Source organism: Thalassobaculum fulvum (assembly GCF_014652915.1).
Classification (GTDB): Bacteria; Pseudomonadota; Alphaproteobacteria; order Thalassobaculales; family Thalassobaculaceae; genus Thalassobaculum_A; species Thalassobaculum_A fulvum.
In genome coordinates this window covers 19,295-40,538 of sequence record NZ_BMZS01000010.1, presented here as the reverse complement: position 1 = coordinate 40,538, position 21,244 = coordinate 19,295, and the positions used below count along the sequence as shown (strand labels likewise).

20 protein-coding genes are annotated in these 21,244 nt (G+C 72.3%); 10 read left to right on the top strand and 10 right to left on the bottom strand.

The annotated features are described in order from the left end of the window. Positions 1-4: 4 nt before the first annotated feature. Positions 5-1,231 (bottom strand): 5-aminolevulinate synthase, encoded by a 1,227-nt coding sequence (gene hemA / locus IE246_RS19945; protein WP_189993465.1) that lies wholly within the window; start codon positions 1,229-1,231, stop codon positions 5-7. A 270-nt stretch (positions 1,232-1,501) separates the two neighbouring features. On the opposite strand from hemA, the gene IE246_RS19940 reads away from it, so the two are divergent. Then, positions 1,502-3,196, top strand: coding sequence for an ATP-binding protein (locus IE246_RS19940; RefSeq protein WP_189992942.1), 1,695 nt, complete (start codon positions 1,502-1,504; stop codon positions 3,194-3,196). Positions 3,197-3,218: 22 nt separating this feature from the next. Here IE246_RS19940 and IE246_RS19935 read toward each other — a convergent pair whose 3' ends face one another. The 4 genes from IE246_RS19935 to IE246_RS19920 all read right to left on the bottom strand — a co-directional run bounded on the left by IE246_RS19935 (position 3,219) and on the right by IE246_RS19920 (position 5,472). Then, positions 3,219-4,061, bottom strand: coding sequence for a hypothetical protein (locus tag IE246_RS19935; RefSeq protein ID WP_189992940.1), 843 nt, complete (start codon positions 4,059-4,061; stop codon positions 3,219-3,221). Between the two features lie 7 nt (positions 4,062-4,068). Further along, positions 4,069-4,872, bottom strand: a complete 804-nt coding sequence (locus IE246_RS19930; RefSeq protein WP_189992938.1) for a phytanoyl-CoA dioxygenase family protein — start codon at positions 4,870-4,872, stop codon at positions 4,069-4,071. A gap of 47 nt (positions 4,873-4,919) precedes the next feature. Further along, positions 4,920-5,108: a hypothetical protein gene (locus IE246_RS19925; RefSeq protein WP_189992936.1), complete on the bottom strand. Its 189-nt coding sequence runs from the start codon at positions 5,106-5,108 to the stop codon at positions 4,920-4,922. A gap of 160 nt (positions 5,109-5,268) precedes the next feature. Beyond that, positions 5,269-5,472 carry a hypothetical protein gene (locus IE246_RS19920; protein WP_189992935.1) on the bottom strand — a complete coding sequence of 68 codons (204 nt, stop codon included), beginning with the start codon at positions 5,470-5,472 and terminating at the stop codon, positions 5,269-5,271. Between the two features lie 132 nt (positions 5,473-5,604). On the opposite strand from IE246_RS19920, the gene IE246_RS19915 reads away from it, so the two are divergent. The 4 genes from IE246_RS19915 to IE246_RS19900 all read left to right on the top strand — a co-directional run bounded on the left by IE246_RS19915 (position 5,605) and on the right by IE246_RS19900 (position 9,679). Next, complete coding sequence (locus IE246_RS19915) at positions 5,605-6,846, top strand: Zn-dependent hydrolase (RefSeq protein WP_189992934.1); 1,242 nt, start codon at positions 5,605-5,607, stop codon at positions 6,844-6,846. A 50-nt stretch (positions 6,847-6,896) separates the two neighbouring features. Then, positions 6,897-7,856 carry an agmatinase gene (locus IE246_RS19910; RefSeq protein WP_189992933.1) on the top strand — a complete coding sequence of 320 codons (960 nt, stop codon included), beginning with the start codon at positions 6,897-6,899 and terminating at the stop codon, positions 7,854-7,856. A gap of 114 nt (positions 7,857-7,970) precedes the next feature. After that, on the top strand, positions 7,971-8,555 hold the full coding sequence (locus tag IE246_RS19905) for a class I SAM-dependent methyltransferase (protein WP_189992932.1): 585 nt from the start codon (positions 7,971-7,973) through the stop codon (positions 8,553-8,555). 137 nt (positions 8,556-8,692) lie between these two features. Continuing rightward, complete coding sequence (locus tag IE246_RS19900) at positions 8,693-9,679, top strand: class I SAM-dependent methyltransferase (RefSeq protein ID WP_189992931.1); 987 nt, start codon at positions 8,693-8,695, stop codon at positions 9,677-9,679. Positions 9,680-9,685: 6 nt separating this feature from the next. Here IE246_RS19900 and IE246_RS19895 read toward each other — a convergent pair whose 3' ends face one another. The 3 genes from IE246_RS19895 to IE246_RS19885 are packed head-to-tail and all read right to left on the bottom strand — an operon-like array spanning position 9,686 to position 13,415. After that, on the bottom strand, positions 9,686-10,078 hold the full coding sequence (locus IE246_RS19895; RefSeq protein WP_189992930.1) for a GtrA family protein: 393 nt from the start codon (positions 10,076-10,078) through the stop codon (positions 9,686-9,688). Further along, positions 10,075-12,393 (bottom strand): hypothetical protein, encoded by a 2,319-nt coding sequence (locus tag IE246_RS19890; RefSeq protein WP_189992929.1) that lies wholly within the window; start codon positions 12,391-12,393, stop codon positions 10,075-10,077. The genes IE246_RS19895 and IE246_RS19890 overlap by 4 nt, the downstream gene beginning before the upstream one ends. Continuing rightward, positions 12,390-13,415: a glycosyltransferase family 2 protein gene (locus IE246_RS19885; RefSeq protein WP_189992926.1), complete on the bottom strand. Its 1,026-nt coding sequence runs from the start codon at positions 13,413-13,415 to the stop codon at positions 12,390-12,392. Before IE246_RS19885 ends, IE246_RS19890 begins: the two co-directional genes overlap by 4 nt. A 79-nt stretch (positions 13,416-13,494) precedes the next feature. On the opposite strand from IE246_RS19885, the gene IE246_RS19880 reads away from it, so the two are divergent. After that, positions 13,495-14,358, top strand: a complete 864-nt coding sequence (locus tag IE246_RS19880) for a ChbG/HpnK family deacetylase (protein WP_189992924.1) — start codon at positions 13,495-13,497, stop codon at positions 14,356-14,358. A gap of 12 nt (positions 14,359-14,370) precedes the next feature. On the opposite strand, the gene hmuQ is transcribed toward IE246_RS19880, so the two are convergent. After that, complete coding sequence (gene hmuQ / locus IE246_RS19875) at positions 14,371-14,679, bottom strand: heme-degrading protein HmuQ (protein WP_189992922.1); 309 nt, start codon at positions 14,677-14,679, stop codon at positions 14,371-14,373. A gap of 173 nt (positions 14,680-14,852) precedes the next feature. Here hmuQ and IE246_RS19870 point away from each other — a divergent pair, with 173 nt between their 5' ends. Genes IE246_RS19870 through IE246_RS19855 form a run of 4 tightly spaced genes read left to right on the top strand, consistent with a single transcriptional unit; the run spans position 14,853 to position 19,880 of the window. Continuing rightward, positions 14,853-17,000 carry a TonB-dependent hemoglobin/transferrin/lactoferrin family receptor gene (locus tag IE246_RS19870; protein WP_189992920.1) on the top strand — a complete coding sequence of 716 codons (2,148 nt, stop codon included), beginning with the start codon at positions 14,853-14,855 and terminating at the stop codon, positions 16,998-17,000. Positions 17,001-17,011: 11 nt separating this feature from the next. After that, entirely contained in the window at positions 17,012-17,896 is an 885-nt protein-coding gene (locus IE246_RS19865; RefSeq protein WP_189992918.1) for a heme/hemin ABC transporter substrate-binding protein, read from the top strand. After that, positions 17,893-18,996: a FecCD family ABC transporter permease gene (locus IE246_RS19860; protein WP_189992917.1), complete on the top strand. Its 1,104-nt coding sequence runs from the start codon at positions 17,893-17,895 to the stop codon at positions 18,994-18,996. The genes IE246_RS19865 and IE246_RS19860 overlap by 4 nt, the downstream gene beginning before the upstream one ends. Beyond that, complete coding sequence (locus IE246_RS19855; RefSeq protein ID WP_189992916.1) at positions 18,990-19,880, top strand: heme ABC transporter ATP-binding protein; 891 nt, start codon at positions 18,990-18,992, stop codon at positions 19,878-19,880. Before IE246_RS19860 ends, IE246_RS19855 begins: the two co-directional genes overlap by 7 nt. Here the strand turns inward: IE246_RS19855 and IE246_RS19850 are convergent. After that, complete coding sequence (locus IE246_RS19850) at positions 19,822-21,183, bottom strand: globin-coupled sensor protein (protein WP_189992915.1); 1,362 nt, start codon at positions 21,181-21,183, stop codon at positions 19,822-19,824. The two genes, IE246_RS19855 and IE246_RS19850, sit on opposite strands and share 59 nt — an antisense overlap. Positions 21,184-21,244: the final 61 nt, after the last annotated feature.

Genomic DNA, 21,244 nt, shown 5'->3' with positions numbered 1-21,244 from the left:
GCCGTCAGCCGGCCTCGCCGGCGGGCGCGCGACGGGCCAGGCCGAGCTTGTGCCAGACCGCGTCGAGGGCAGCGACCAGACGATCGACCTCGGCGTCGCCGTGCAGCGGCGTCGGCGTGATCCGCAGCCGCTCGGTGCCGCGCGGTACGGTCGGATAGTTGATCGGCTGGACGTAGATCGCGTGCTCCGCCAGCAGCAGGTCGCTGGCCTGCCGGCAGCGCACCGGGTCGCCGACCAGCACCGGCACGATGTGGCTCGGGTTGTCCATCACCGGCAGCCCGATCGCCGACAGCCGGCGCTTGACGGTGGCGGCCCGCTCCTGGTGCCGCGTCCGCTCGGCCTGCGAGGTCTTGAGATGCTCGATCGCCGCCCGGGCGCCGGCCGCGACGTGCGGCGGCAGCGCGGTGGTGAAGATGAAGCCGGAGGCGAACGACCGCACGAAGTCGACCAGGTCGCGGCTGCCGGCGATGTAGCCGCCGAAGCTGCCGAACGCCTTGCCGAGCGTGCCCTGGATGACGTCGAGCCGGTCGGCCACGCCGTCGCGCTCCGAGACGCCGCCGCCGCGCCGGCCGTACAGCCCGACCGCGTGCACCTCGTCGAGATAGGTCAGCGCGCCGTGGCGCTCGGCGACGTCGCACAGCTCGGCGATCGGCGCGATGTCGCCGTCCATGGAGTACACGCTCTCGAACGCAACCAGCTTGGCCCGCCCCGGGGCGATCTCGGACAGGCGGCGGTCCAGGTCCTCCGGGTCGTTGTGCCGGAAGATCACCTTGTCCGCCCGGGAGTGCCGGATGCCCTCGATCATCGAGGCGTGGTTCCAGGCGTCGGACAGCACCACGCAGTCCGGCAGGCGGGCCGCCAGGGTCGCGAGCGCCGCCATGTTGGCGACGTAGCCGGAGGTGAACAGCAGCGCCGCCTGCTTGCCGTGCAGGTCGGCGAGCGAGGCTTCCAGCAGGACGTGGTTGTGGTTGGTGCCGGCGATGTTGCGGGTGCCGCCGGCGCCGGCCCCGGACTTGTCGAGCGCCGCGCGCACGGCCGCCAGGACCGTCGGGTGCTGGCCCATGCCGAGATAGTCGTTCGAGCACCAGACCGTGACTTCCGATGCCCCGGCACCGTGATGATCGGCACGCGGAAACTCGCCCGCCCGCCGCTCCAGGTCGGCGAACACCCGGTAGTTGCCGGCCGCCCGCAAGTCGTCCAGGGCGTCGGCGAAGAACCGTGCATAGTCCATCGTCCCCTCGGCCGGCTCGGGTGCAACGGTCGCGTGCCCGACCTGACGTGCCATGGTGTTACTCCCACGCGGTGCATGCCGCTCCGGCCCGCATGATCGGCGACACCGGTTAGGGTGGGGTTAACGGCCCGGCCCCACCGCCGCAACCGCGCGTTACGCCGCACCCGGCCCGCCTCGCGACATGTTCTCGCGGAATCCACGGTTAACGCAATCTTAAGCGCCCCCGACTACGCTTCCCCGTTGCCGCTTTGTGACGAGAGTCCGCAGATGATGCTCGCGCTATCCGTGATCGGCGCTGCCGGCTTCTCGGCAATCGTCATGGCGATCATGCTGGTCCGCGAGAAGCGACGCACCCGGGGGCTCGAAGCGGAGACCGCGGCCCTGCGTCGCCGGGCCGAAGAGCTCGAGGCGGCATCGCACGCGCGCAGCCGGTTTCTCGCGATGATGAGCCACGAGATCCGCACGCCGCTGACCGGGATCGTGGGGTTCGGCGAGGCGTTGGCCGACGAGCCCCTGACACCGGCCGGCCGCCGCGCGGTCGAGAGCATCCGGCGGGCGTCGCGGTCGCTGCAGGGGCTGCTCGGCGACATCCTCGACTTCTCCCGGATCGACGCCGACGCCCTGCCGATGCAGCGGGTGCCGACCGATCTCGACGCGTTGCTGAACGAAGTCCGCGACGAATTCGTGCCGCAGGCCCGCCAGCGTGGCCTCGCCTTCGGGTTAACGGTCACGGACGGCGCCCGGCGCTGGACCGAGACCGATCCCCTGCGGCTGCGCCAGATCGTCGTCAACCTGGTCTCCAACGCCATTCGGTACACCGAGACCGGGATGGTCCGAATCGCCGCGTCGACCGCGCCCGACGAGCACGACAGGATCGTAATCCGGGTGATCGACACCGGGCTCGGCATCGCCCCGGACGACCGTCGACGGATCTTCGACGTGTTCGCCCAGGCGACCGAGCGCGACGTCGTCCAGAACGCCGACGGCGGCGGTGTCGGCCTCGGCCTCGCGATCGCCGACGGCCTGGTGCGCGCCATGGGCGGTACCATCGCACTCGACAGCGCGCTCGGCGAGGGCAGCACCTTCACCGTGACGTTGCCACTGCCGGCGTGCGCCGCTCCTCCGGCCGCCTCGAAGGCGGCCGACCCGCCCCCGTCGGGAGAGCCTGCCAGCGTCCTGCTGGTCGACGACATCGAGATGAACCGCGACCTGTTCGCCGGCATGCTCGCGCGGGCCGGCCACCGGGTCGTCGCCGCGCCGGACGGCGAGACTGCGCTTCGCCGCCTCGCCGAGGACCGCTTCGACCTCGCGTTCATAGACATCCAGATGCCCTTCATGGACGGCATCGAGCTGACCCGCCGCATCCGGGCATCGGGCGATCCGGCCGTGGCCCGCCTGCCGATCGTCGCGCTGTCGGCCGCCGCCTACGGCGAGGACCGGGCCCGGGCCGAGGCCGCCGGCATGAACGACTACGTCACGAAACCCGCGACCCGCGACGACATCGCGGCCGCCGTGGCCCGGGTCCGGGCGGGACGGGCGCAGGCCGGACCGATCGCCGCCGTGCCCGCCCCGGCGGAGGCGCCGGCCCCGTCCGCCCTCGACCGTGCGGAGTTCGAACTGCAGCGGGAGACCTTCGGCGACGAACGCCTGCTGCGGTTCCTCGGCATGCTGGAGGCCGAGCTCGGCCGCCGCGACGCCGCGATCGACGAAGCCGCCGGCCGGGACGACCGCGCCGAGATCGGCCAGCACGCCCATGCGATCGCGTCGGCCTCCGGGAACCTCGGGTTCCGGCATCTCATGGGGCTGGGCCGGACCCTCGAGCACGAGGTCGCCGGCCTGTCGCCGGAGGCGCTCGCCGCTTCCGTCGACGAACTGCGCCGGGCAATCGCCGACGCGGTCGCCGAGATCGCCGACGTCCGGGCCGAACTCGACGCCGGTGCGTCCGAGCAGCGCGCCGCCGGCTGACCCGACCTGTCCTGAGCGGCGGTCACACCGATCGGTCGGAGCCGCCGCCCGTGCGCCAGCGATCGAGCCAGCGCTCGCGCATGGCCGCGATCTCCGGCGGCGAATGCAGGAGCCGCGGCATCGGCGACCGATAGGCCAGCTCGAGCATCCGGTCGGGGAACGGCACCCTGTCCATGAAGGCCCGGTACAGCCGGCCGAACCCGCGGCTCGCGCCGGCGTTGGCCACCGTCTCCGGGATCGCCGGCGGACCGTCGCCCAGATCGGCCAGGGCCCGGCGCAACGCGCCCAGCAGACCGTCATGCGGCAGCACCAGCCCGACGATCGCGCCACTCTCGTAGCGGGCGTACGGCCCGACCCGTCCGAGCCGGTCGGCAACGCCCCGGAAGCCGAGGTTCGGGAACTCGAGCGCCAGGCCGTCGTTCAGGACGTCCGGCAGGAACGCCAGCTCGACCGTCAGCAGCGGGCCGAGCGTCGCCCGGAAATCCGCCCGGAACGCGGCGACGAACCGCTCCTCCGACCAGTCGTCCGCGATCGTCCCGCGCAGGGTCTCCGAGGGATAGACGCGCTTCTCGAAGAAGTGGGAGTAGATCCGGGCGACCGGGTCCCGAACCGCCGTGACGACCACCAGCCGCCCGCTCTCCGGGTCGAGCCGGCGGACCCGGTCCAGGATGTCGAGGTTGCGCCGATGGACGGTGAGCTTCTTCGGCGGCATCGTCGTCGGGTCGACCGGGCGCAGGCGGTGGTCGTGAAACCGCCCGAGATAGGTTCCGGGCGACAGGACCGCGGACAGCGTCTCGTCGAGCGTCGTGGTCCCGGTCTTGGCCTGCGACAGCACGAGGAAGTAGGGAGTCCGGCGGCCGTCCATGACCGCGTCACCGCCGCCAGGCGACCGGGAACAGGTCGCAGTCCATGACGTCGCCATGGGCGAGACCGGGGTCCGAGGTCGGAATCGCCACCTCGCCGGGCCGTACGCAGTAGCGGGCGTCGTCGCCGGTCCAGCGGGTCGCCAGCGCGCGGCGGCGATGCGCGGAACGGTTGCCGGGCGCGCCGTGCACGATCATCGCCTGGAACACCAGGCAGTCGCCGGGCTGCAGGGCGAACCGCAGGATCCGGTGGCGGTCGCGATCGGCCTCGATGTCGGGCAGCGGCGGCAGGCCGGTCCCGGCATAGGGGGTGCCGTCGGCGAAGTGGTACGGGCTGAACTCGGGCCACGCATGCGAGCCGGCGACGTACTCGACGCAGGTCTCCTCGGCGACCGGGTCGAACGGCACCCACAGCGAGCACACCTGCCGGCCGGCGACAGCCCAGTACGGCTGGTCCTGGTGCCAGGGCGTGCGCTCGGCGGTGCCCGGTTCCTTCACCAGAAGCTGGTCGTAGAAGAAGTTGACCTTGGCCGAGCGCATGACCGTACCGGCGACCTCGGCGGCCGGCGACTCAAAGACGAAACGCCGGAACGCCTCGTGCCGCTGCCAGAGGTCGAGGTCGCCGAAGAACCGGCCGCCGGCGCGGGCGTACTCCTCGCCATGGACGCCGGGCGCCGCCATCGCCCGGTCGGCCGCCTCGCCCATGAAGGCGATCCAGCCGGCGTCGAACACGCCGCGCAGGCACACGATGCCGTCGCGCTCGTAGGCGGCGATCTCGTCGTCGGACGGGGGAACAGGCGGCCGGCGGTTCATGCCGGCGGTTCTAGCAGATGCCGCGGCAGCGGCGAAGCGCGTGGCTCTCAGGCGCCGAGGTCGAGCCTCGTCCCGCGGCTCTCGAGCTCGAAGGCGCTCATCGGATCCCGACGCCCGACCGGCGACCGGGCCGCGAAGATGTCGGGGCCGACCGCCAGGTGCATCGCGGTCGTCGACCGCGGTCCGGAAAACTCCACCGACAGCTCCTGAGGGTCTGCCGTCGTGCCTTCGAACATGTCGATCTCCGCTTTCTGCTGGATCCGACTTCAGGATGACAGGTCGGCGTGAACGATTTGTTGGCGAACAGGGTTAAGGACCCGTTACCGGCCCGTCCCAGCCTCGATCGCGGCCCGCCGGACGGCAACTGACGGATGCGACAGCGCCATCTGTGCTCCCTCAAGCCGCGATGTCGACGATCTGCCCGCGCGCCACCGACGACGCCGCGACGCTCTGCAGGTCGCCGAGGCCGGCGCCGGCCTGGCCCGGCAGGCTGCCGGTCGCGCCGACCGGCTTGGCGGCCGGAGGCGGCGGCGGCGCGCTCGCCTTCGCCGAGAAAGTCGGTTGAACCTGGCTGATACCGCCGGCAACGACGTCGACCATGTCGGATCTCCCCATCCGTCGTCAGACCGGCAGAATGGCGGACGGGGATGAACGAACCCTTGGCGAACAAGGTGAAGGACGGTTTACCATTCGGGTTCCCGCCCGACGGCCCTCACCCGACGGACCAGCGCCATGACCCGAAACCTGCCCGCCGTCGACGGCGACCGCTTCTGGAACACCATCCTGGCCTCGGCCGAGATCGGCGCCGGCCCGCACGGCGGCCTGGCCCGACTGACCCTGTCCGAGGCCGACGGCCAGATGCGCGACCTGTTCCGGTCGTGGGCCGAGGGGGCCGGCTACGGCGTCACGGTCGACCGGCTCGGCAACACCTTCGTGCGCCGCCCCGGCACCGACGACACGCTGCCGCCGGTGCTGGTCGGCAGCCACCTCGACACCCAGGCCGCCGGCGGCCGGTTCGACGGCATCCTCGGGGTGATGGCCGGGCTGGAGATCCTGCGCGCCCTCGACGATGCCGGAATCCGCACCCGCCGCGCCATCGAGGTGGTGAACTGGACCAACGAGGAAGGCGGCCGGTTTCCGCCGCCGATGCTGTGTTCGGGCGTGTTCGCCGGACTGCACGACCTGGACTGGGCGCTGTCGCGGCCCGACCAGGCCGGCGTCACCGTGGCCGAGGCGCTGGACGCCATCGGCTGGGCCGGCGACGCCCCGGTCGGCGGCCGCGAAATCGACAGCTATTTCGAGATCCACATCGAGCAGGGCCCGCAGCTCTGGGAGGCGGGTATCCCGCTCGGCATCGTCACCGCCCCCTATCTGGCGCGCGGCATGCGGATAGAGGTGACCGGCGAGAACGCCCACAGCGGCCCGACTCCGATGGCGCGGCGCCGGAACGCCCTGGTCGGGGCCGCCGCCGTGGCACTCATGGTCGACCGCGTCGGCCACGACTACGCCGACCGCGAAGGCAAGTCGACGGTGGCGCGGATCGAGGCGTCGCCGAACATCCCCGGCATCATCTCCGACAGGGCCACCCTGTTCGTCGATTTCCGCAGTCCGGACCCGCGGCTGACCGCCGAAATGGAGGAGCGGATCCGCGCCGCCCTCCCCGGCTGCGGCGCCGAGACCAACACCGAGGTTGCGGTCGCCGATGCCTGGACCTTCGGCGAAACCGCGTTCGACCCGGAGCTGATCGAGCTGGTGCGGAGCACCGCCGGAGACCTCGGCGTGCCGTACCGCGAGATGATGAGCCAGGCCGGGCACGACGCCTACCACATCGCCCGGATCGCGCCGGCGGTGCTGCTGTTCACCCCGTGCGACGAGGGCATCAGCCACAACGAGGCGGAGAACACCCGGCTCGAGGACCAGTTGCCCGGCCTGCAGGTGCTGTTCGGCGCCGTGCTGGCCCGGGCTGACCGTTGAACCGGGCTGACCGTTGAACCGGGCGGACCGATAGACGACAGGAGGCGACGATGACGGGCGATCCGAGGTTCCAGCCGGTGGACGCGGCCGTAGTACCGCGGTTCGCCGACGTCGCCACCTTCATGCGCACCCGCCGACACGAGGTCTCGCCGGACGTCGACGTCGCGCTGGTCGGCGTACCGTTCGACCTCGGCGTCAACTTCCGCACCGGCGCCCGCCAGGGACCGGCGGGGGTGCGCGAGGCCTCTCGGCTGATCCGCCGGGTGCACCCGACCACCGGAGTGTCTCCGTTCGAGCTGTGCAACGTCGCCGACCTCGGCGACGCGCCGGTCAACCCGCTCGACAAGGACAAGTCGATCGCCCAGATCCAGGGCTTCTTCGAGACCCTGCGCGAGAACCGCATCGTGCCGATCTCGGTCGGCGGCGACCACACCATCCCGACCCCGATCCTGCGCGGGCTGGTGACGGACGAGCCGGTCGGCGTGCTGCAGTTCGACGCCCATCCCGATACCCTCGAGGAGCTGTGCGGCGACACCGTCAACCACGCCACCTTCATGCGGCTCGGCCACAAGGAGGGCTGGATCGACCCCAAGCGCACGCTGCAGATCGGCCTGCGCGGCAGCCGGTTCTCGGAGGCCGACATCCAGTACGGCATCGACGCCGGCTTCACCGTCATCACCATCGACGACTATGAGGCGATGGGCCGCGCCGCGGTGATCGCCAAGATCCACGAGGTGCTCGGCGACCGGCCGTTCTACATCACCCTCGACATCGACGGCGTCGATCCGGCGTTCTGCCCGGGCACCGCAGTGCCGGAGATCGGCGGGCTGATCCCGCGCGACCTGCAGGTGATCCTGCGCTCGCTGACCGGCAAGCCGATCGTCGGCGCCGACATCAGCGAGGTGGCGCCGTGCTTCGACCCGACCGGCATCACCTGCGTGACCGCCGCCAACCTGATGTTCGAGATGCTGTGCGCGATCGCCCCGGCGGTGGCGGCGGGCCGGGGCTGACCGGTGAGTCCAGGCGAGCCCGCCTTGCGCCGGGCGCAACGGGCACGCTAGGGTAGTGGCGACCCCACGATGTGCATTCGCCCTGCCCGATCCACGTAAGTGGAGTACTTGCTTATGGATTATTCCGGCCTCACCGAGATGCTGGACGAGTCGAACCCGCATCTCGGCGGCAACATGAAGGAAGGCAGTCCTTTCACCTTCGCGCCGACCGCCTGGGACTATCTGATCAGGCGTTTCGCCCTCCGTTCGGTCATGGATCTCGGCAGCGGGCTGGGCTACGCCGCGCACTACTTCCACAAGCAGGGCCTGCAGGTGGTGGCGGTCGACGGCCTCAGCAGCAACGTCGAGCGAGCGATCTATCCGACCGTCCTGGCCGACCTGACCCGGACCGCCGTGCACTGCCGGGTCGACCTGGTGCACTGCCAGGAGGTGGTCGAGCACGTGGACGAGAAGTACCTGGAGAACGTGCTGGCCTCGCTGGCCTGCGGGAAGCTGATCCTGATGACCGCCGCCACGCCGGGCCAGGGCGGGTACCACCACGTCAACGAGCAGCCGCTGCAGTACTGGGTCGATCACCTGAAGCGCCACCGCTGCGAGGTCCTGCCCGAGGACACCCGGCGGGTCCGCCGCTTCGCCCAGGCCGACGGCGCCCTGCATCTCGCACGCACCGGGCTGCTGTTCGCCAACAGATCCCTCTAACGTCCGTCCCCGCGGCCGTGGTATGAACCGCGCGTCGTCGCGGCTGCGCGGAGGTTCGGACAACCCGGTCGATCGTCGAGTGCCTTCCGGCCCCGCCCGGAAGCCTGCACCCTGGCCGGTATCCGTTCGTTCGCTCCATGACATCGGGAGACCTGCGAGCCGACCGGCGCGTCGAAACCGCGCGTGCGCTCACCGCCGACGGCGACCATGACGGCGCCCTGTCGGTGCTCGAGCAGACCCTCGAGCTGACCCCGGACTGGCCGGAACTGCACTTCCTGATCGGCGAGAGCGCCATGGCCGCCGGCCAGCGCGACCGGGCGGTCGCAGCGTTCACGCGCTATCTCGCGCTCATCCCCGAGGACCGGCACGGTGCCCTGCCGCTGCTCGCCCTGCTCGGCGCGACGCCGGCCCCCGACGCCCTGCCGGCCGCCTATGTCGCCGCGCTGTTCGACGAGTACGCGCCGCGGTTCGAGCAGTCGCTGCTGATCGGGCTCGGCTACCGGGCGCCCCAGCACCTGCTGCAGGCGATCGACGGGATCAGGGGGGCGGAGGCGGGCTTCGGCGCGGTTCTCGACCTCGGCTGCGGCACCGGGCTGATGGGCGAGCGGCTGCGGGCCCGTGCGGCCTGGATGGAGGGCATCGACCTGTCCGGCGCGATGATAGCCCAGGCCGCCGGCAAGGGCGTGTACGACGTCCTGCACACCGCCGAGCTGATCGACCACCTGGCCGGCGAAACCCGGAAGTTCGACCTGATCACCGCCGCCGACGTGCTGATCTATCTCGGCGACCTCGAGCCGTTCTTCGCCGCCGCCGCGGACCGCCTGGCCGCCGGCGGCATGCTGGCCGTGACGGTCGAGGCCGCCGAGGCCGACGGCCCCGGGGTCGACCGCCGGCTGCGCCCGTCGCGCCGGTTCGCGCATTCCGCCGGATACGTCGCGCGGGCCGCCGCCGCGGCCGGGCTGGCGGTCCGCCACCACCAGCGCGCGGCGCTTCGCCGCGACGGCACGGACACCATCGAGGGCCACGTCATGGTGTTCGAGCGCCCGGCCGCCGCTCTCCGCGACCGCATCGAGCCGCCGGTCGCCGCGCCCAGGCGGCGACGTCGGCGTCCGCTGCCAGGCTGACCCGGGTCAGGTGCGGAACGTCCAGACCTTGTTCAGCGCGAAATGCCAGACCGTCAGGCCGCCGGTCACCAGCACCTGGGCGGCCAGGTAGTACACACCCAGCCAGTCGACCAGCACGGTCATCAGGACGGCGTTGAGCACTAGGCCGCTGCCGGCGACCGCGACGAACCGCGGACCGGCCGTCCGGTGCGCCCGCGTCGAGCGGAACACCAGGCGACGGTTCAGCCCGTAGTTCACCAGCGCCCCGACCAGGAAACCGGCGACCGACGCCGCCACCGGGTCGACCCCGGCCAGTTCGACCGCGGCGGTCAGCACCGCGTAGTGCGCGGTCAGCCCGAACGCGCCGACCGCCGCGAAGCCGACGAACTGCCGCAGCAGCGTGAGGCCCGGAAGCGTCACCGCTCGCCGCCGGACAGGAGCGACAGCAGGTGGCGCGGCGCCAACGGCTCGTAGGCGAACGACACGGCGTGCCGGCCGGCCGGCACCGCCGCCGCCATGAACAGGACGTTGGCTCGGCGCGGCTCCTGCGGCATGCCGTCGACATACACGACCCACCCCGGATAGGCCATGTCGTGCAGCACCACGAAGCCGTCGCGCGCCGCCGTCACCTCCAGGTCGATGCGGTCGCTGCGGCGGTGGACGATGCGGACCCTGCCGGCCGGGCCGCCGACGGCGTCCGCCGTTTCCTCGGGCAGCGGGTCGATCAGCGCCTCGCGCCGCCAGTCCAGAGCCGGCAGGCCGCCGGCCGCCACCATTGTCGCGGGGTCGTACGGATGCGCGCCCTCACGGCCGACGAACAGCGCCCGCGGCACGGCACGCGGGTTGTCGTACACCCAGGCTGGTCCGATGCGGCGCGGCGCGGCGAACGACGGCGCATTCCCCGGGTCGACCGTTTCCATCGGCGCGCCGAGCACGATCAGCCGGACGCCGAGCAGGTCGGCGAAGTCCGAGCGATAGCCGGTCATCAGGGTCCCGAACCGCCGCTCGGGGCGGTGCGAGTTCTGGCGGGCGCCGACCGCCGTGTCGTAGTCGGCGAGGCGCAGCGGGTTGTAGCCGAGGGTGTTCTCCAGCCCGAGCGCCAGCGACGCGTTCTGCCAGACCCCGCCGAGACCCAGGACCTCGACCCGCACCGGGCCGTCGCGGGCCTCGATTGCCGCCACCTCGCGCTCCAGCCACGCGGCCAGCGGCACGCCATCCGGCTCGTCGAGCACGGCATAGGGATCGACCGGCCGGGCATTGAGCGGCGAGCCGGCGTTGAACACCCGCAGATCCAGGACGGTCAGGGCGACCAGCGCGACGACCGCCAACTGCCGGATGAGGAGGCCGCGGCGGGCGCAGGCCAGCCCGACGAGCGCCACCGCGACCACCGCGAGCACCAGCGAGGTTGCGAGCGCCGGCAGCGCCTGCTCGAGCCGTCCGCGACCCCCGGCGACCCAGGCCGCCAGCGCCAGCAAGCCGAGCCCGACGGCGGCCTCGACCGCGATCCGCCAACGGGGAACCGGCGGCAGCCCTTCGCGGATCGCCCGGTCGCACAGCCAGCCGGCGGCGAGCGCCAGCACCGCCCCGAGCGCGAAGGTCGCGTCGGCCGGCCGCCGGAACCTGTCGACTCCCGGCAGCCACTCGAACACCGGCTGGAAGGCCGGCGTGTAGCGCCCCAGCGCGTACACCAGGAAGAACAGCAGCAGCGCCGCCACCGGCCGTCCGTCGCCGTGCAGCAGCCGGCCGCGCAGCACGCCCAGCCACAGCACCAGCACCGCCGGCACGGCACCCAGATAGAGCTGAACGATGGTCCGGTCGACCGGCACCAGCGGAGTCCACGCCCTGCTGCCCGGCCCCCAGTAGCCGAGATCGGAGCTCACCGAGCCGAACAGGTCCGGCACCAGCATGGTCAGGAAGGCGACCGGCGGCAGCGACTGCCTGGCCCCGAACTCGAAGGCGTAGGCCGGCCGGTTGCTGACCGCCGCGAATTCCAGAGTGGCCAGCACCGGGACCGCCGCCACCAGGGCCGCCACCAGGACCGCCAGCAGCCCGGCCGGCCAGCGCCGCCGCAGGAAATCCGCGCGGTCCGGCGCCGCCACCAGCCGGGCCACTACGAACGCGCCGAGGCCGATCAGGCCGAGATACGCGACCTGGTCGCGGCCGACCGCCAGCCAGCCGATCGCCGCCCCGGCGAGGATCGCCCGCCCGGCCGCCGGCCGGTCGAGCGCGGCGTCGAGCGCCAGCAGGACCACCGGCACGAAGGCGTAGCTCTGGACCAGCAGGGTGTGCTGCAGCCGGGCCGAGGCCGAGCCGCCGGCCATTATCGCCAGCGCGGCCAGCACCGCCGCCGCCGGGTGCCAGCCGCGGCGCAGGCCGAACAGCGCGGTCGCCAGCCCTCCCAACAGCAGCTCGACCAGCACCACCGCATCGCCGGCATGGACCGACGGGTCGGGGTCGAGCGCCGCCACCGCCAGGAAGCCGGGCGACAGCACCATCGACTGCGGGTCGCCGAGCGCCGGGCGGCCGCCGAACGTCTCCGGCATCCACATCGGCCAGTCGCCCTCCGCAAGATGGGCGGCCAGCCAGCGCAGCATCGCCTGGAAATGGATCTTGGCGTCCCACGGGATGGTCAGCCCGTCGATCAGCCATGGCCAGGCGAGTACCAGCCAGGCGATACAGACCGCTCCCAACGCGACCGCCATGTCCCGGGCAGCCCCGCGATCCGCCTCGATCATGGCCGGTCCGGTCCGCGCGCCAGGCCGATCTCGACCACCTCGTCGAGCCCGACCGAGGTGTCGACGATGTACAGCGGCCGGCGCTTCACCTCGGTGAACACCCGGCCGAGATACTCGCCGAGAACGCCGAGGGTGATGAGCTGGACGCCGCCGAAGAACGCCACCGCCACCATCAGCGAGGCGTAGCCCGGCACGTCGATGCCCTCGATCAGCGTGCGCAGCGTGATGAAAGCGCCGTAGGCCAGCGACACCAGCGAGACCAGCACGCCGAGATACGACCAGATCCTGAGCGGCAGCACGCTGAACGCCGTCACCGCGTCGAGCGCCAGCATCCACAGCCGCCAGAACGACCAGCGGGTATGCCCGGCATGGCGCCGGTCCGGCACGAACGGCACCGCCACCCGGCGGAACCCGACCCAGGCGTACAGGCCCTTGCCGAACCGTCCGCGCTCCGGCAGGGCGTTCAGGGCATCGACGACGCGGCGGTCGAACAGCGCGAAGTCGCCGCCGTCGCGCATCAGCTTGACCTCGCCGACCGCCTCGAACAGCCGGTAGAAGCGCCGCGTCAGCCAGCGCCGCAGCCCCGGATGCTCGCCGGTCCGGTCGCGCTGGCCGTAGACGATCTGCGCGCCCTTGCGCCATTCCTCGACGAAGGTCCCGATCAGCTCGGGCGGGTGCTGCAGGTCGGCGTCCATCAGCACCACGGCCGCACCGGTTGCGTGCCGCAGCCCGGCCGCCAGCGCGATCTCCTTGCCGAAATTGCGGCTGAACCGCAGCCCCTTGATCCGCGGGTCGCCCCGGTTCAGCTCGGCGAGCCGCAGCCAGGTGTCGTCGGCGCTGCAGTCGTCGACCAGCAGGATCTCGAACGGCAGGCCGATGCGCTCCAGCGCGGCGACCAGCCGGGCGATCAGGGGATCCAGGTTGTCGGCTTCGTTGAAGGCCGGCACGACGACCGACAGCCCGGATTTCTCCGGTCCGGCCGCAGCACCGCTCGCGCGCAAGGTGTCAGACAGTGTGTCCATCCGGCCGGCGGAAGCATTGAGCCCGCGACAACGTCTCGTCGGCTTCCTATCCTCCTTCCCGACACCGCGCGCAAGTCACATGCAGGTCAACCCTCCACCCCCCAAGCCCCTGGTCCTGTGTGCCGACGACTACGGCATCTCGCCGGGAGTCGGCCGCGGCATCAGGGCGCTGGCCGCCGCCGGGCGGCTGTCGGCGACCAGCTGCATGACGGTGTTCCCGGAATGGCGCGACGAGGCGCCGCAACTCGCCGAAGTGGCGGACCGGATCGGCGTCGGGCTGCACCTGACCCTGACCGACCACGCGCCGCTCGGGCCGATGCCGCGGCTGGCCCCGGGCGGTCGGCTGCCGCCCCTCGGCCGGCTGATCCGCCTGGCCCACACCGGCCGCCTGGACCGCGACGAAATCGCCGGCGAGATCGCCCGGCAGCTGGACGCGTTCGAAGCGGCGACCGGCCGGCAGCCGGATTTCCTGGACGGCCACCAGCACGTCCACGTGCTGCCGGTGATCCGCGGCGTCGTGCTGGACCAGTTCGACGGCCGGCTCGACCCGCGGCACACCTGGCTGCGGTCCTGCGTCGAGCCCACGGCGCGCATCCTGCGGCGGCGGGTGGACGCCTCGCGCGCCCTGGCGATCGCCGCCCTCGCCCGGTCGCTGCACCGGCAGGCGGTCCGCAGCGGCATTCCGGGCAACCGCGGTTTCGCCGGCGTCACCTCGTTCCGCCCGGAGCGCTCGGCGGAGGCCGATTTCGACGCCTACCTGCGCCACTCCGGCCCCCGCCCGCTGGTGATGTGCCACGCCGGCGAGCCCGACGACGTGCTGGCCCGCCGCGACCCGGTCGTGGCCGCGCGCGCGGACGAACTCCGGTTCCTCGCCGGCGACCGCTTCGCCGCGCTGCTCGACCAGCACGGGCTTCAGCTGGTGCGCGGTCCCGCCGCCGGCTGACCGGCGGCCGCCCTACAGGGCGAGGACGGCCTCGAAGCCCTCGAACTGCGGGTGACCGAGATACAGGCCCTTGTGGCTGCCGGCATTGCGATGGGCCGCCCGGAACGCCTCCGATCTGGTCCAGTCTTCGAACGCAGCGCGCGATTCCCAGACCGTGTGGGAGGAGTACAGCGTGTGGTCCTCGGCCGCGGGCCCGCGCAGCAGGTGGAAGGCCTGGAAGCCCGGCACGGTGTCGAGCTGCGTGTCGCGCTCCCGCCACACCGTCTCGAACTCGGCCTCGCGCCCCTGCGCCACCCTGAAACGATTCATCGCGATGAACATCGGTTCCTCCTGATCCGGGCCGGCACGGCACAGCCGGCCGACCCCCGTTGAACGTTCGGCGGCACGATACCTCGACGATTTTCTATTGCAACTGAGAATGACTCGCATTCTTATCCAGCCCGAACAGGCGGCGAGAGCGCCGCCCACCGTCAGGGATTCGGAGGGGGTTCGACATGCACCCGATCACGCGCGCGGCAATGGTGACCGCGCTACTCGCCGGCACGGCACTCGGTTCCGGAACGGCGTCGGCGCAGTCCGCTGGCGGTAGCCCCGCCACCACACCGGCCACGGAGGCGCCCGCGTCGCCGGCCAGTCTCGCGCTCGATGAGATCAGCGTCAGCGCGACCCGCAGCCCCGGCCCGGCCTTCTCCTATCCGGGCATGGTGACGGTGATCGAGCGCGACCAGATCGACCGCGAGGACCCGTCGGCCACCGGCGACCTGTTCCGGTCGACCCCGGGCGTGTTCTTCGAGGGCGGCCCGCGCCGCACCGGCCAGGTCCCGAGCATCCGGGGCTTCGAGGGCGAGAACGTCCAGGTCCGGATCGACGGCACCCGGCAGAACTTCGTCTCCGGCCACGACGGCCGGTTCTTCCTGGACCCGGAGATGATCGGCGGCGCCGAGGCGCTGCGCGGTCCCGCATCGTCGCTGTACGGCAGCGGCGCGATCGGCGGCGTGCTGTCGTTCCGGACCCTGGACGCCGCCGACCTGCTGGCGCCCGACGAGACCGTCGGCGGTCGGGTCAAGGTCGGCTACCAGGGGGTGAACGACGAGTTCCTCACCAGCCTGAGCGCCGCCGGCCGACCGAGCAAGGACACCGAGGTGGTCGGCGCGGTGACCCGCCGCGCCTCCGGCGACATCCGGCTCGGCAACGGCCAGGACCTGGATTCCGAGGACGACATCCTCACCGGCCTGGTCAAGGGCAAGGCCCGGTTCGGCGACGGCGTCGAGCTGACGCTCTCCTATCTCGGCTTCAAGAACGACGCGGTCGAGCCCGATAACGGCCAGGACGGCAACGCGGTCGGCTCGACCACGCCGCTGGTCGACAAGACCATCCGCAACGACACGGTCAGCACCCGGGTGAACTGGACCCCGTCGTTCGCCGGCTGGGTCGACCTGGACGCCCAGCTCTACTTCGCGGAGACCTCGGACAAGGAAGAGAACCCGACCGACGGCTCCACCAGCAAGCAGACGGTCGAGTCGGTGGGCTTCGACGTCAGCAACCGGACCCGCCTGGCGGTCGCCGAAGGCACCCGCCTCACCCTGGTCTATGGCGTCGACGGCAACCGCGACACCCAGACCGGGTCCGACACCGCGTCGAGCGACGGCACCCAGGACGGCGTACCGGACGCCGACGCAACGCTGTTCGGCGCCTACGTGCAGGGCGAGTTCGAGATCGCCAGCGTGCTGCCCGGCACCCTGCGGGTGATTCCCGGCGTGCGGTTCGACTACTTCGAGACCGAGGCCGACGGCGAGAGCGGCAACGAGGCCGACGAGGTCTCGCCGAAGCTCGGCGTCTCGTACGAGCCGGTCCCGGGGCTGATCGGCTTCGCGAGCGCCGGCCGCGCGTTCCGGGCGCCGTCGTTCAACGAGCTGTACCTGGACGGCACCCACTTCGCGATCCCGCTCGGCGGCGGGGTGACCGCCGTCAACAGCTTCGTGCCGAACCCGGACCTGGAGCCCGAGACCGCCGACACCGTCGAGTTCGGCGCCGGCTACCAGGCCCGCGACCTGATCGGCCGCGGCGACTCCTTCCGGGTCAAGGGCTCGTACTACTATTCGCGGGTCGACAACCTGATCGACATCCAGGTCAATACCAGCGGCCCCACCACCGGCTGCTTCGTGCCGACCGCCGGGCCGTGCAACGCCGGCACCACGACCTCGGTCAACCGCGCGGAGGCCGAGTTGAGCGGCGTCGAAATCGAGGCCGGCTACGACCACCCGCGGTTCTACGCGAAGGCCGGCTTCAACTCGATCGACGGCGAGGACACCGACACCGGCGAGAAGCTCGGCATCCTGAAGGCCGACACGATCACCACCGATGTCGGCGTGAAGCTCCGGGAGATCGACTCGGTGATCGGCGTCCAGGGCGAGTTCGCCGGCCGCTTCGACAAGGTCGACGACGCCGCGGACGAGCGCGCCGGCTACTCGGTGTTCGACGTCTACCTGCAATGGGCCCCGAGCGCCCCGACGCTCAAGGGCGTGGTGGTCAATCTCGGGGTCGACAACGTCTTCGACCGCGACTACGAGCGCGTCCACGCCGGCGTCTCGGAGCCCGGCCGGAACTACAAGGCGTCGATCGGCTACCGGCTGGCGTTCTGAGGGGCCGAGCGATGCCGTCCCGTCCCCTCTCGCGCCGCTGCCTGCTCCTGCTGGCGGCCGCCGCGTCCGCCCTGGTCCGTCCGTCGCCGGCGACCGCCGAGCCGAAGCGCGTGGTCGCGCTCGGCGGCTCGATCACCGAGACCGTGTTCGCGCTCGGCCTCGGCGACCGCCTGGTCGCGGTCGACTCCACCAGCCTGTACCCGGCGGAGGCCCAGAATCTGCCGAACGTCGGCTACATGCGGGCGTTGTCGGCCGAGCCGATCCTGGCGCTGGCCCCCGACCTGATCATGGCCGACGCCGACGCCGGACCGGCCCCGGTCCTGGAGCAGGTCCGCAGCGCCGGCGTGCCGATCGCCGTGGTCGACAAGGCGACCGCCGTCGAGCAGGTCCCCGACAAGATCCGCCAGGTGGCGGCGACGCTCGGGGTGCCCGGCGCCGGCGAGGCACTGGCCGACACCCTGGCCCCGAGCGTCGCCCGGCTGACCGCGGCCGCCCAGGCCCTGCCGGACAAGCCGCGGGTGCTGTTCCTGCTCAGCATCGGGCGCGGCGCGCCGCTCGCCGCCGGCACCGGCACGGCGGCCGCCGGCATCATCGCCGCGGCCGGCGGGATCTATGCGATCGACGGCTATGCCGGCTACAAGCCGATCTCGCCGGAGGCGGCGGTCGCCGCCGCCCCCGACGTGGTCCTGGTCACCACCCGTACCGCCGACCTGCTGGGCGGCCCCGAGGCGATCCTGGCCCGGCCCGACGTCCGGCCGACCCCGGCCGGCCGCGACCGCCGGCTGGTGGTGATGGACGCGCTGCTGCTGCTCGGCTTCGGCCCGCGGGTCGGCAGCGCCGTCGCCTCGCTCGCCCACGCGCTGCATCCGGCGACCGACCTGCCGGGGACGCGATGAGCTCGGTGGCCGACACCGCGGCACCGCGTCCCGCCTGGCGATCCGCGCGGGAGAGCCGGGCTCGGGTCGTGCTGGCTTCCTGCCTGCTGGCGTTGCTGGCGGCCGGCATCCTGTCGGCCGGGGTCGGCGCCGTCGCGATCCCGCCGATCCAGGTGATGCGGCTGCTGGCCGCCCCGCTCGGGCTCGACGGCGGCCAGGCGGTCGAGCCCGGCCATGCGCTGGTGTTCTGGTCGATCCGGCTGCCGCGCCTGCTGCTCGCGGTCCTGGTCGGTGCCTCGCTGGGGGCCGCCGGAACCGTCATGCAGGGCCTGTTCCGCAACCCGCTGGCCGACCCCGGGCTGATCGGCGTGTCCAGTTCGGCGGCGCTGGCGGCGGTCGCCACCATCGTCCTGGGGGCCCACGGACTCGCCTGGATCGACGCCGCGGCCCGGCCCTATGCGCTGCCGGCGGCCGCCTTCTTCGGCGGGCTGGCCGGCACCATGGCGGTCTGGCGGATCGGGACGGTCGCAGGCCAGACCCACCCGGCCACCACCCTGCTCGCCGGCATCGCCGTCAACGCCGTCGCCCAGGCCGGCATCGGCTTTCTGGTCTTCGTCAGCGATGAGCAGCAGCTGCGCGACCTGTCGTTCTGGCTGCTCGGCAGCCTGGCCGGCGCCACCTGGCCGGCGGTACTGCCGGCCGTTGCGGTCATGCTGGTTCCGCTGGTCGCGCTGCCGGCCCTGGCCCGGCCGCTGAACGCCCTGCTGCTGGGCGAGCGCGAGGCGATGCACCTGGGGGTCTCGACCCGGACGGTGACCGGGCTGGCGATCGCGCTCTGCGCGGTCGCGGTCGGCGGCGCGGTCGCGGCCTGCGGGACCATCGGCTTCATCGGGCTGGTGGTGCCGCACATCGTGCGGCTGCTGACCGGCCCCGACCACCGCTTCGTGCTGCCCGGCTCGATGATGGCCGGGGCCGCCCTGCTGCTGGCCGCCGACCTTGCGGCGCGCACCGTGGCGCTGCCGGCCGAGTTGCCGGTCGGCGTGGTCACCGCCCTGCTGGGCGGGCCGTTCTTCGCGTGGCTGGTCCGGCGTCGCCGGCACTGGGGGGTGACGCCGTGCTGACCGCCTGCGATCTCGGTATCCGCGTTGACGGCAAATGGCTGCTCCGCAATGTGAGCCTCCGGCTCGATCCCGGCGAGCTGACGGTGGTGCTGGGGCCGAACGGTTCCGGCAAGTCCACCCTGCTGGGCGCGCTCGCCGGCGAGCGGACGGCGTCGGCCGGCACCGTGGAGTTCGCCGGCCGGCCGATCGCGGCCTGGCCGGCCGCGGCGCTCGCCCGCCGCCGGGCGGTGCTGCCGCAGTCCTCGACGCTGCAGTTCCACTTCACCGTCGAGGAAGTGGTCGGGCTCGGCCGCACGCCGTTCCGCGGCACCGCCGAGGCGTCGGCGGACCGGGCGGCGACCGGGGCCGCCATGCGCACGGCCGGCATCGAGGGGTTGCGCGACCGGCTGGTGCCGAGCCTGTCGGGCGGCGAGCGGCAGCGGGTCCACCTGGCGCGCTGCCTGGCGCAGCTGGCCGCGCCGGTGGCTGACGACGGCCCCAAGGCGCTGCTGCTGGACGAACCGACGACCGGCCTGGATCCGGCCCATCAGCACCGGCTGATGTCGGTCGCCCGGGACTTCGCCCGCGCCGGCGGCCTGGCCTTCGCGATCATCCACGACCTCAACCTGGCGGCGCAGTACGCCGACCGGCTGCTGATCCTGCAGGCCGGCCGGCTGGTGTACGACGGCAGCCCGCTCGAGGGGCTCACGCCGGGTCGGTTGTCGTCGGTCTTCGAGATCGACGCCGCGGTCGTCGCGCACCCGGCCGGCGACCGTCCGCTGATCGTCCAGCTCGGCGCCCGGGACGGTCGCCCGGGGACGGGGGTTCCGGGACCGGTCGGCCGGCCTAGCTGCAGCGATCGATGGTCCGGATCTGTTCCACGAACACCTGGGAACGCTGCTTGAGGGTGGTCATCTCATCGAGCAGCGACGAGGCGGCGCCGGCCACCTGATCGGCGGCCGTCAGCGTCCGCTCGGAGGTCTGGCGCACCGAGCTCGCCGCCGTCGAGACGTGGCTGGTGCCCTCGGACGCCTGGCTCAGGTTGCGGGTGATCTCCTCGGTCGTGGCCCGCTGCTGCTCGACCGCCGCGGCGATCGCCTGCGACATGCCCTGAAGGCTCGCGATCGCGCCCTGGATCGACGAGATCGCCTTGTGGGTGTCGGAGGACGCCTGCTGTATCCGCCCGACCTGACCGGTGATCCCCTCGGTCGCCCTGGCGGTCTGCTGCGCCAGCGACTTGACCTCGCCGGCGACCACCGCGAAACCCTTGCCGGCTTCGCCCGCCCGGGCGGCCTCGATGGTGGCGTTCAGGGCCAGCAGGTTGGTCTGCTCGGCGATGTCCTGGATCAACCGGACCACCCCGCTGATCTCGTCGGCGGTCTCCGTCAGGGTCGAGACCGTCCCGGCCGCGTCCGACACCAGCCCGACCACCCCGTCGGTCTCGCTGGACGCGTTGGCCACCTGCCCGGCGATCTCGCCGACCGACGCGGCGAGCTCTTCAGTGGCCCCCGAGATGGCCTGCACGTTGACGCTGGTATCGCTCGCGCTCTCGCTCGCCTCCATTGCCAGCGACTGGGCCTCGCGGGCGGTGCGGCCGAGATCGTCGGCGCTCCGCTGGAGCAGGTCCGTCGCATCGCTGACCGAATCCGCGAACTCGGTCACCGACGCGTCGAACTGACCGGAGATGTCGGCCAGCCGGCGCTTGTAGCCCTCGCCCTGCTCGGCGAGGTAGACGCCGATCACCAGCTTCATGTCGGTGAACACCAGCTTGTCGATCGCCCGGATCATGACGGTCGCCTTGTGCCGGGCCGCCGCCGGCTTCCAGCGCGACGTGCAGATCTCCAGCGCCAAGGCGTGCAGGTGGGTCGTCACCATCGCGTAGCCGTCGATGTACCAGCCGGGCTCGAGCCCGAGCCGGTTGTGCGTGCGTCCGATCCGCTCGACCGAGGCCCGGTAGTCGGCGGAATCGGCGTCCCGGAACATCCGCTTCCAGTGCGCCATCTGCGCGTCGCGCGCATGCCGGACCAGCTCCTTGGTCGCGAACATCGCCGCGAGTTCGGGTATCTTGAGGATCCGCTCGTAGAACAGATCGAGGATCCCGCCGAGGCGGGTCTCGGCGGCGGCCATGAACTCGACCAGCATGCGACGCTCTTCGGCGTCGAGTTCGATCAGTTGAACGGGCGCGGTAGTGGCACCGGCATCGGGCATGTTGCGTCCCCAAGAGTTGTCCCCCGGCGACCAATATCGTCAGATCATTAATGAAGCGTTG

Excerpts from the sequence above, each read along its gene's own strand:
- IE246_RS19910 (WP_189992933.1), top strand. The coding sequence starts at position 6,897 with ATGACGGGCGATCCGAGGTTCCAGCCGGTGGACGCGGCCGTAGTACCG.
- IE246_RS19940 (WP_189992942.1), top strand. The coding sequence starts at position 1,502 with ATGCTCGCGCTATCCGTGATCGGCGCTGCCGGCTTCTCGGCAATCGTC.
- IE246_RS19870 (WP_189992920.1), top strand. The coding sequence starts at position 14,853 with ATGCACCCGATCACGCGCGCGGCAATGGTGACCGCGCTACTCGCCGGC.
- IE246_RS19905 (WP_189992932.1), top strand. The coding sequence starts at position 7,971 with ATGGATTATTCCGGCCTCACCGAGATGCTGGACGAGTCGAACCCGCAT.
- IE246_RS19880 (WP_189992924.1), top strand. The coding sequence starts at position 13,495 with ATGCAGGTCAACCCTCCACCCCCCAAGCCCCTGGTCCTGTGTGCCGAC.
- IE246_RS19890 (WP_189992929.1), bottom strand. The coding sequence starts at position 12,393 with ATGATCGAGGCGGATCGCGGGGCTGCCCGGGACATGGCGGTCGCGTTG.
- IE246_RS19860 (WP_189992917.1), top strand. The coding sequence starts at position 17,893 with ATGAGCTCGGTGGCCGACACCGCGGCACCGCGTCCCGCCTGGCGATCC.
- IE246_RS19885 (WP_189992926.1), bottom strand. The coding sequence starts at position 13,415 with ATGGACACACTGTCTGACACCTTGCGCGCGAGCGGTGCTGCGGCCGGA.
- IE246_RS19850 (WP_189992915.1), bottom strand. The coding sequence starts at position 21,183 with ATGCCCGATGCCGGTGCCACTACCGCGCCCGTTCAACTGATCGAACTC.
- IE246_RS19900 (WP_189992931.1), top strand. The coding sequence starts at position 8,693 with ATGACATCGGGAGACCTGCGAGCCGACCGGCGCGTCGAAACCGCGCGT.
- IE246_RS19915 (WP_189992934.1), top strand. The coding sequence starts at position 5,605 with ATGACCCGAAACCTGCCCGCCGTCGACGGCGACCGCTTCTGGAACACC.
- IE246_RS19865 (WP_189992918.1), top strand. The coding sequence starts at position 17,012 with ATGCCGTCCCGTCCCCTCTCGCGCCGCTGCCTGCTCCTGCTGGCGGCC.
- IE246_RS19930 (WP_189992938.1), bottom strand. The coding sequence starts at position 4,872 with ATGAACCGCCGGCCGCCTGTTCCCCCGTCCGACGACGAGATCGCCGCC.
- hemA (WP_189993465.1), bottom strand. The coding sequence starts at position 1,231 with ATGGACTATGCACGGTTCTTCGCCGACGCCCTGGACGACTTGCGGGCG.
- IE246_RS19935 (WP_189992940.1), bottom strand. The coding sequence starts at position 4,061 with ATGGACGGCCGCCGGACTCCCTACTTCCTCGTGCTGTCGCAGGCCAAG.
- IE246_RS19920 (WP_189992935.1), bottom strand. The coding sequence starts at position 5,472 with ATGGTCGACGTCGTTGCCGGCGGTATCAGCCAGGTTCAACCGACTTTC.
- IE246_RS19925 (WP_189992936.1), bottom strand. The coding sequence starts at position 5,108 with ATGTTCGAAGGCACGACGGCAGACCCTCAGGAGCTGTCGGTGGAGTTT.
- hmuQ (WP_189992922.1), bottom strand. The coding sequence starts at position 14,679 with ATGTTCATCGCGATGAATCGTTTCAGGGTGGCGCAGGGGCGCGAGGCC.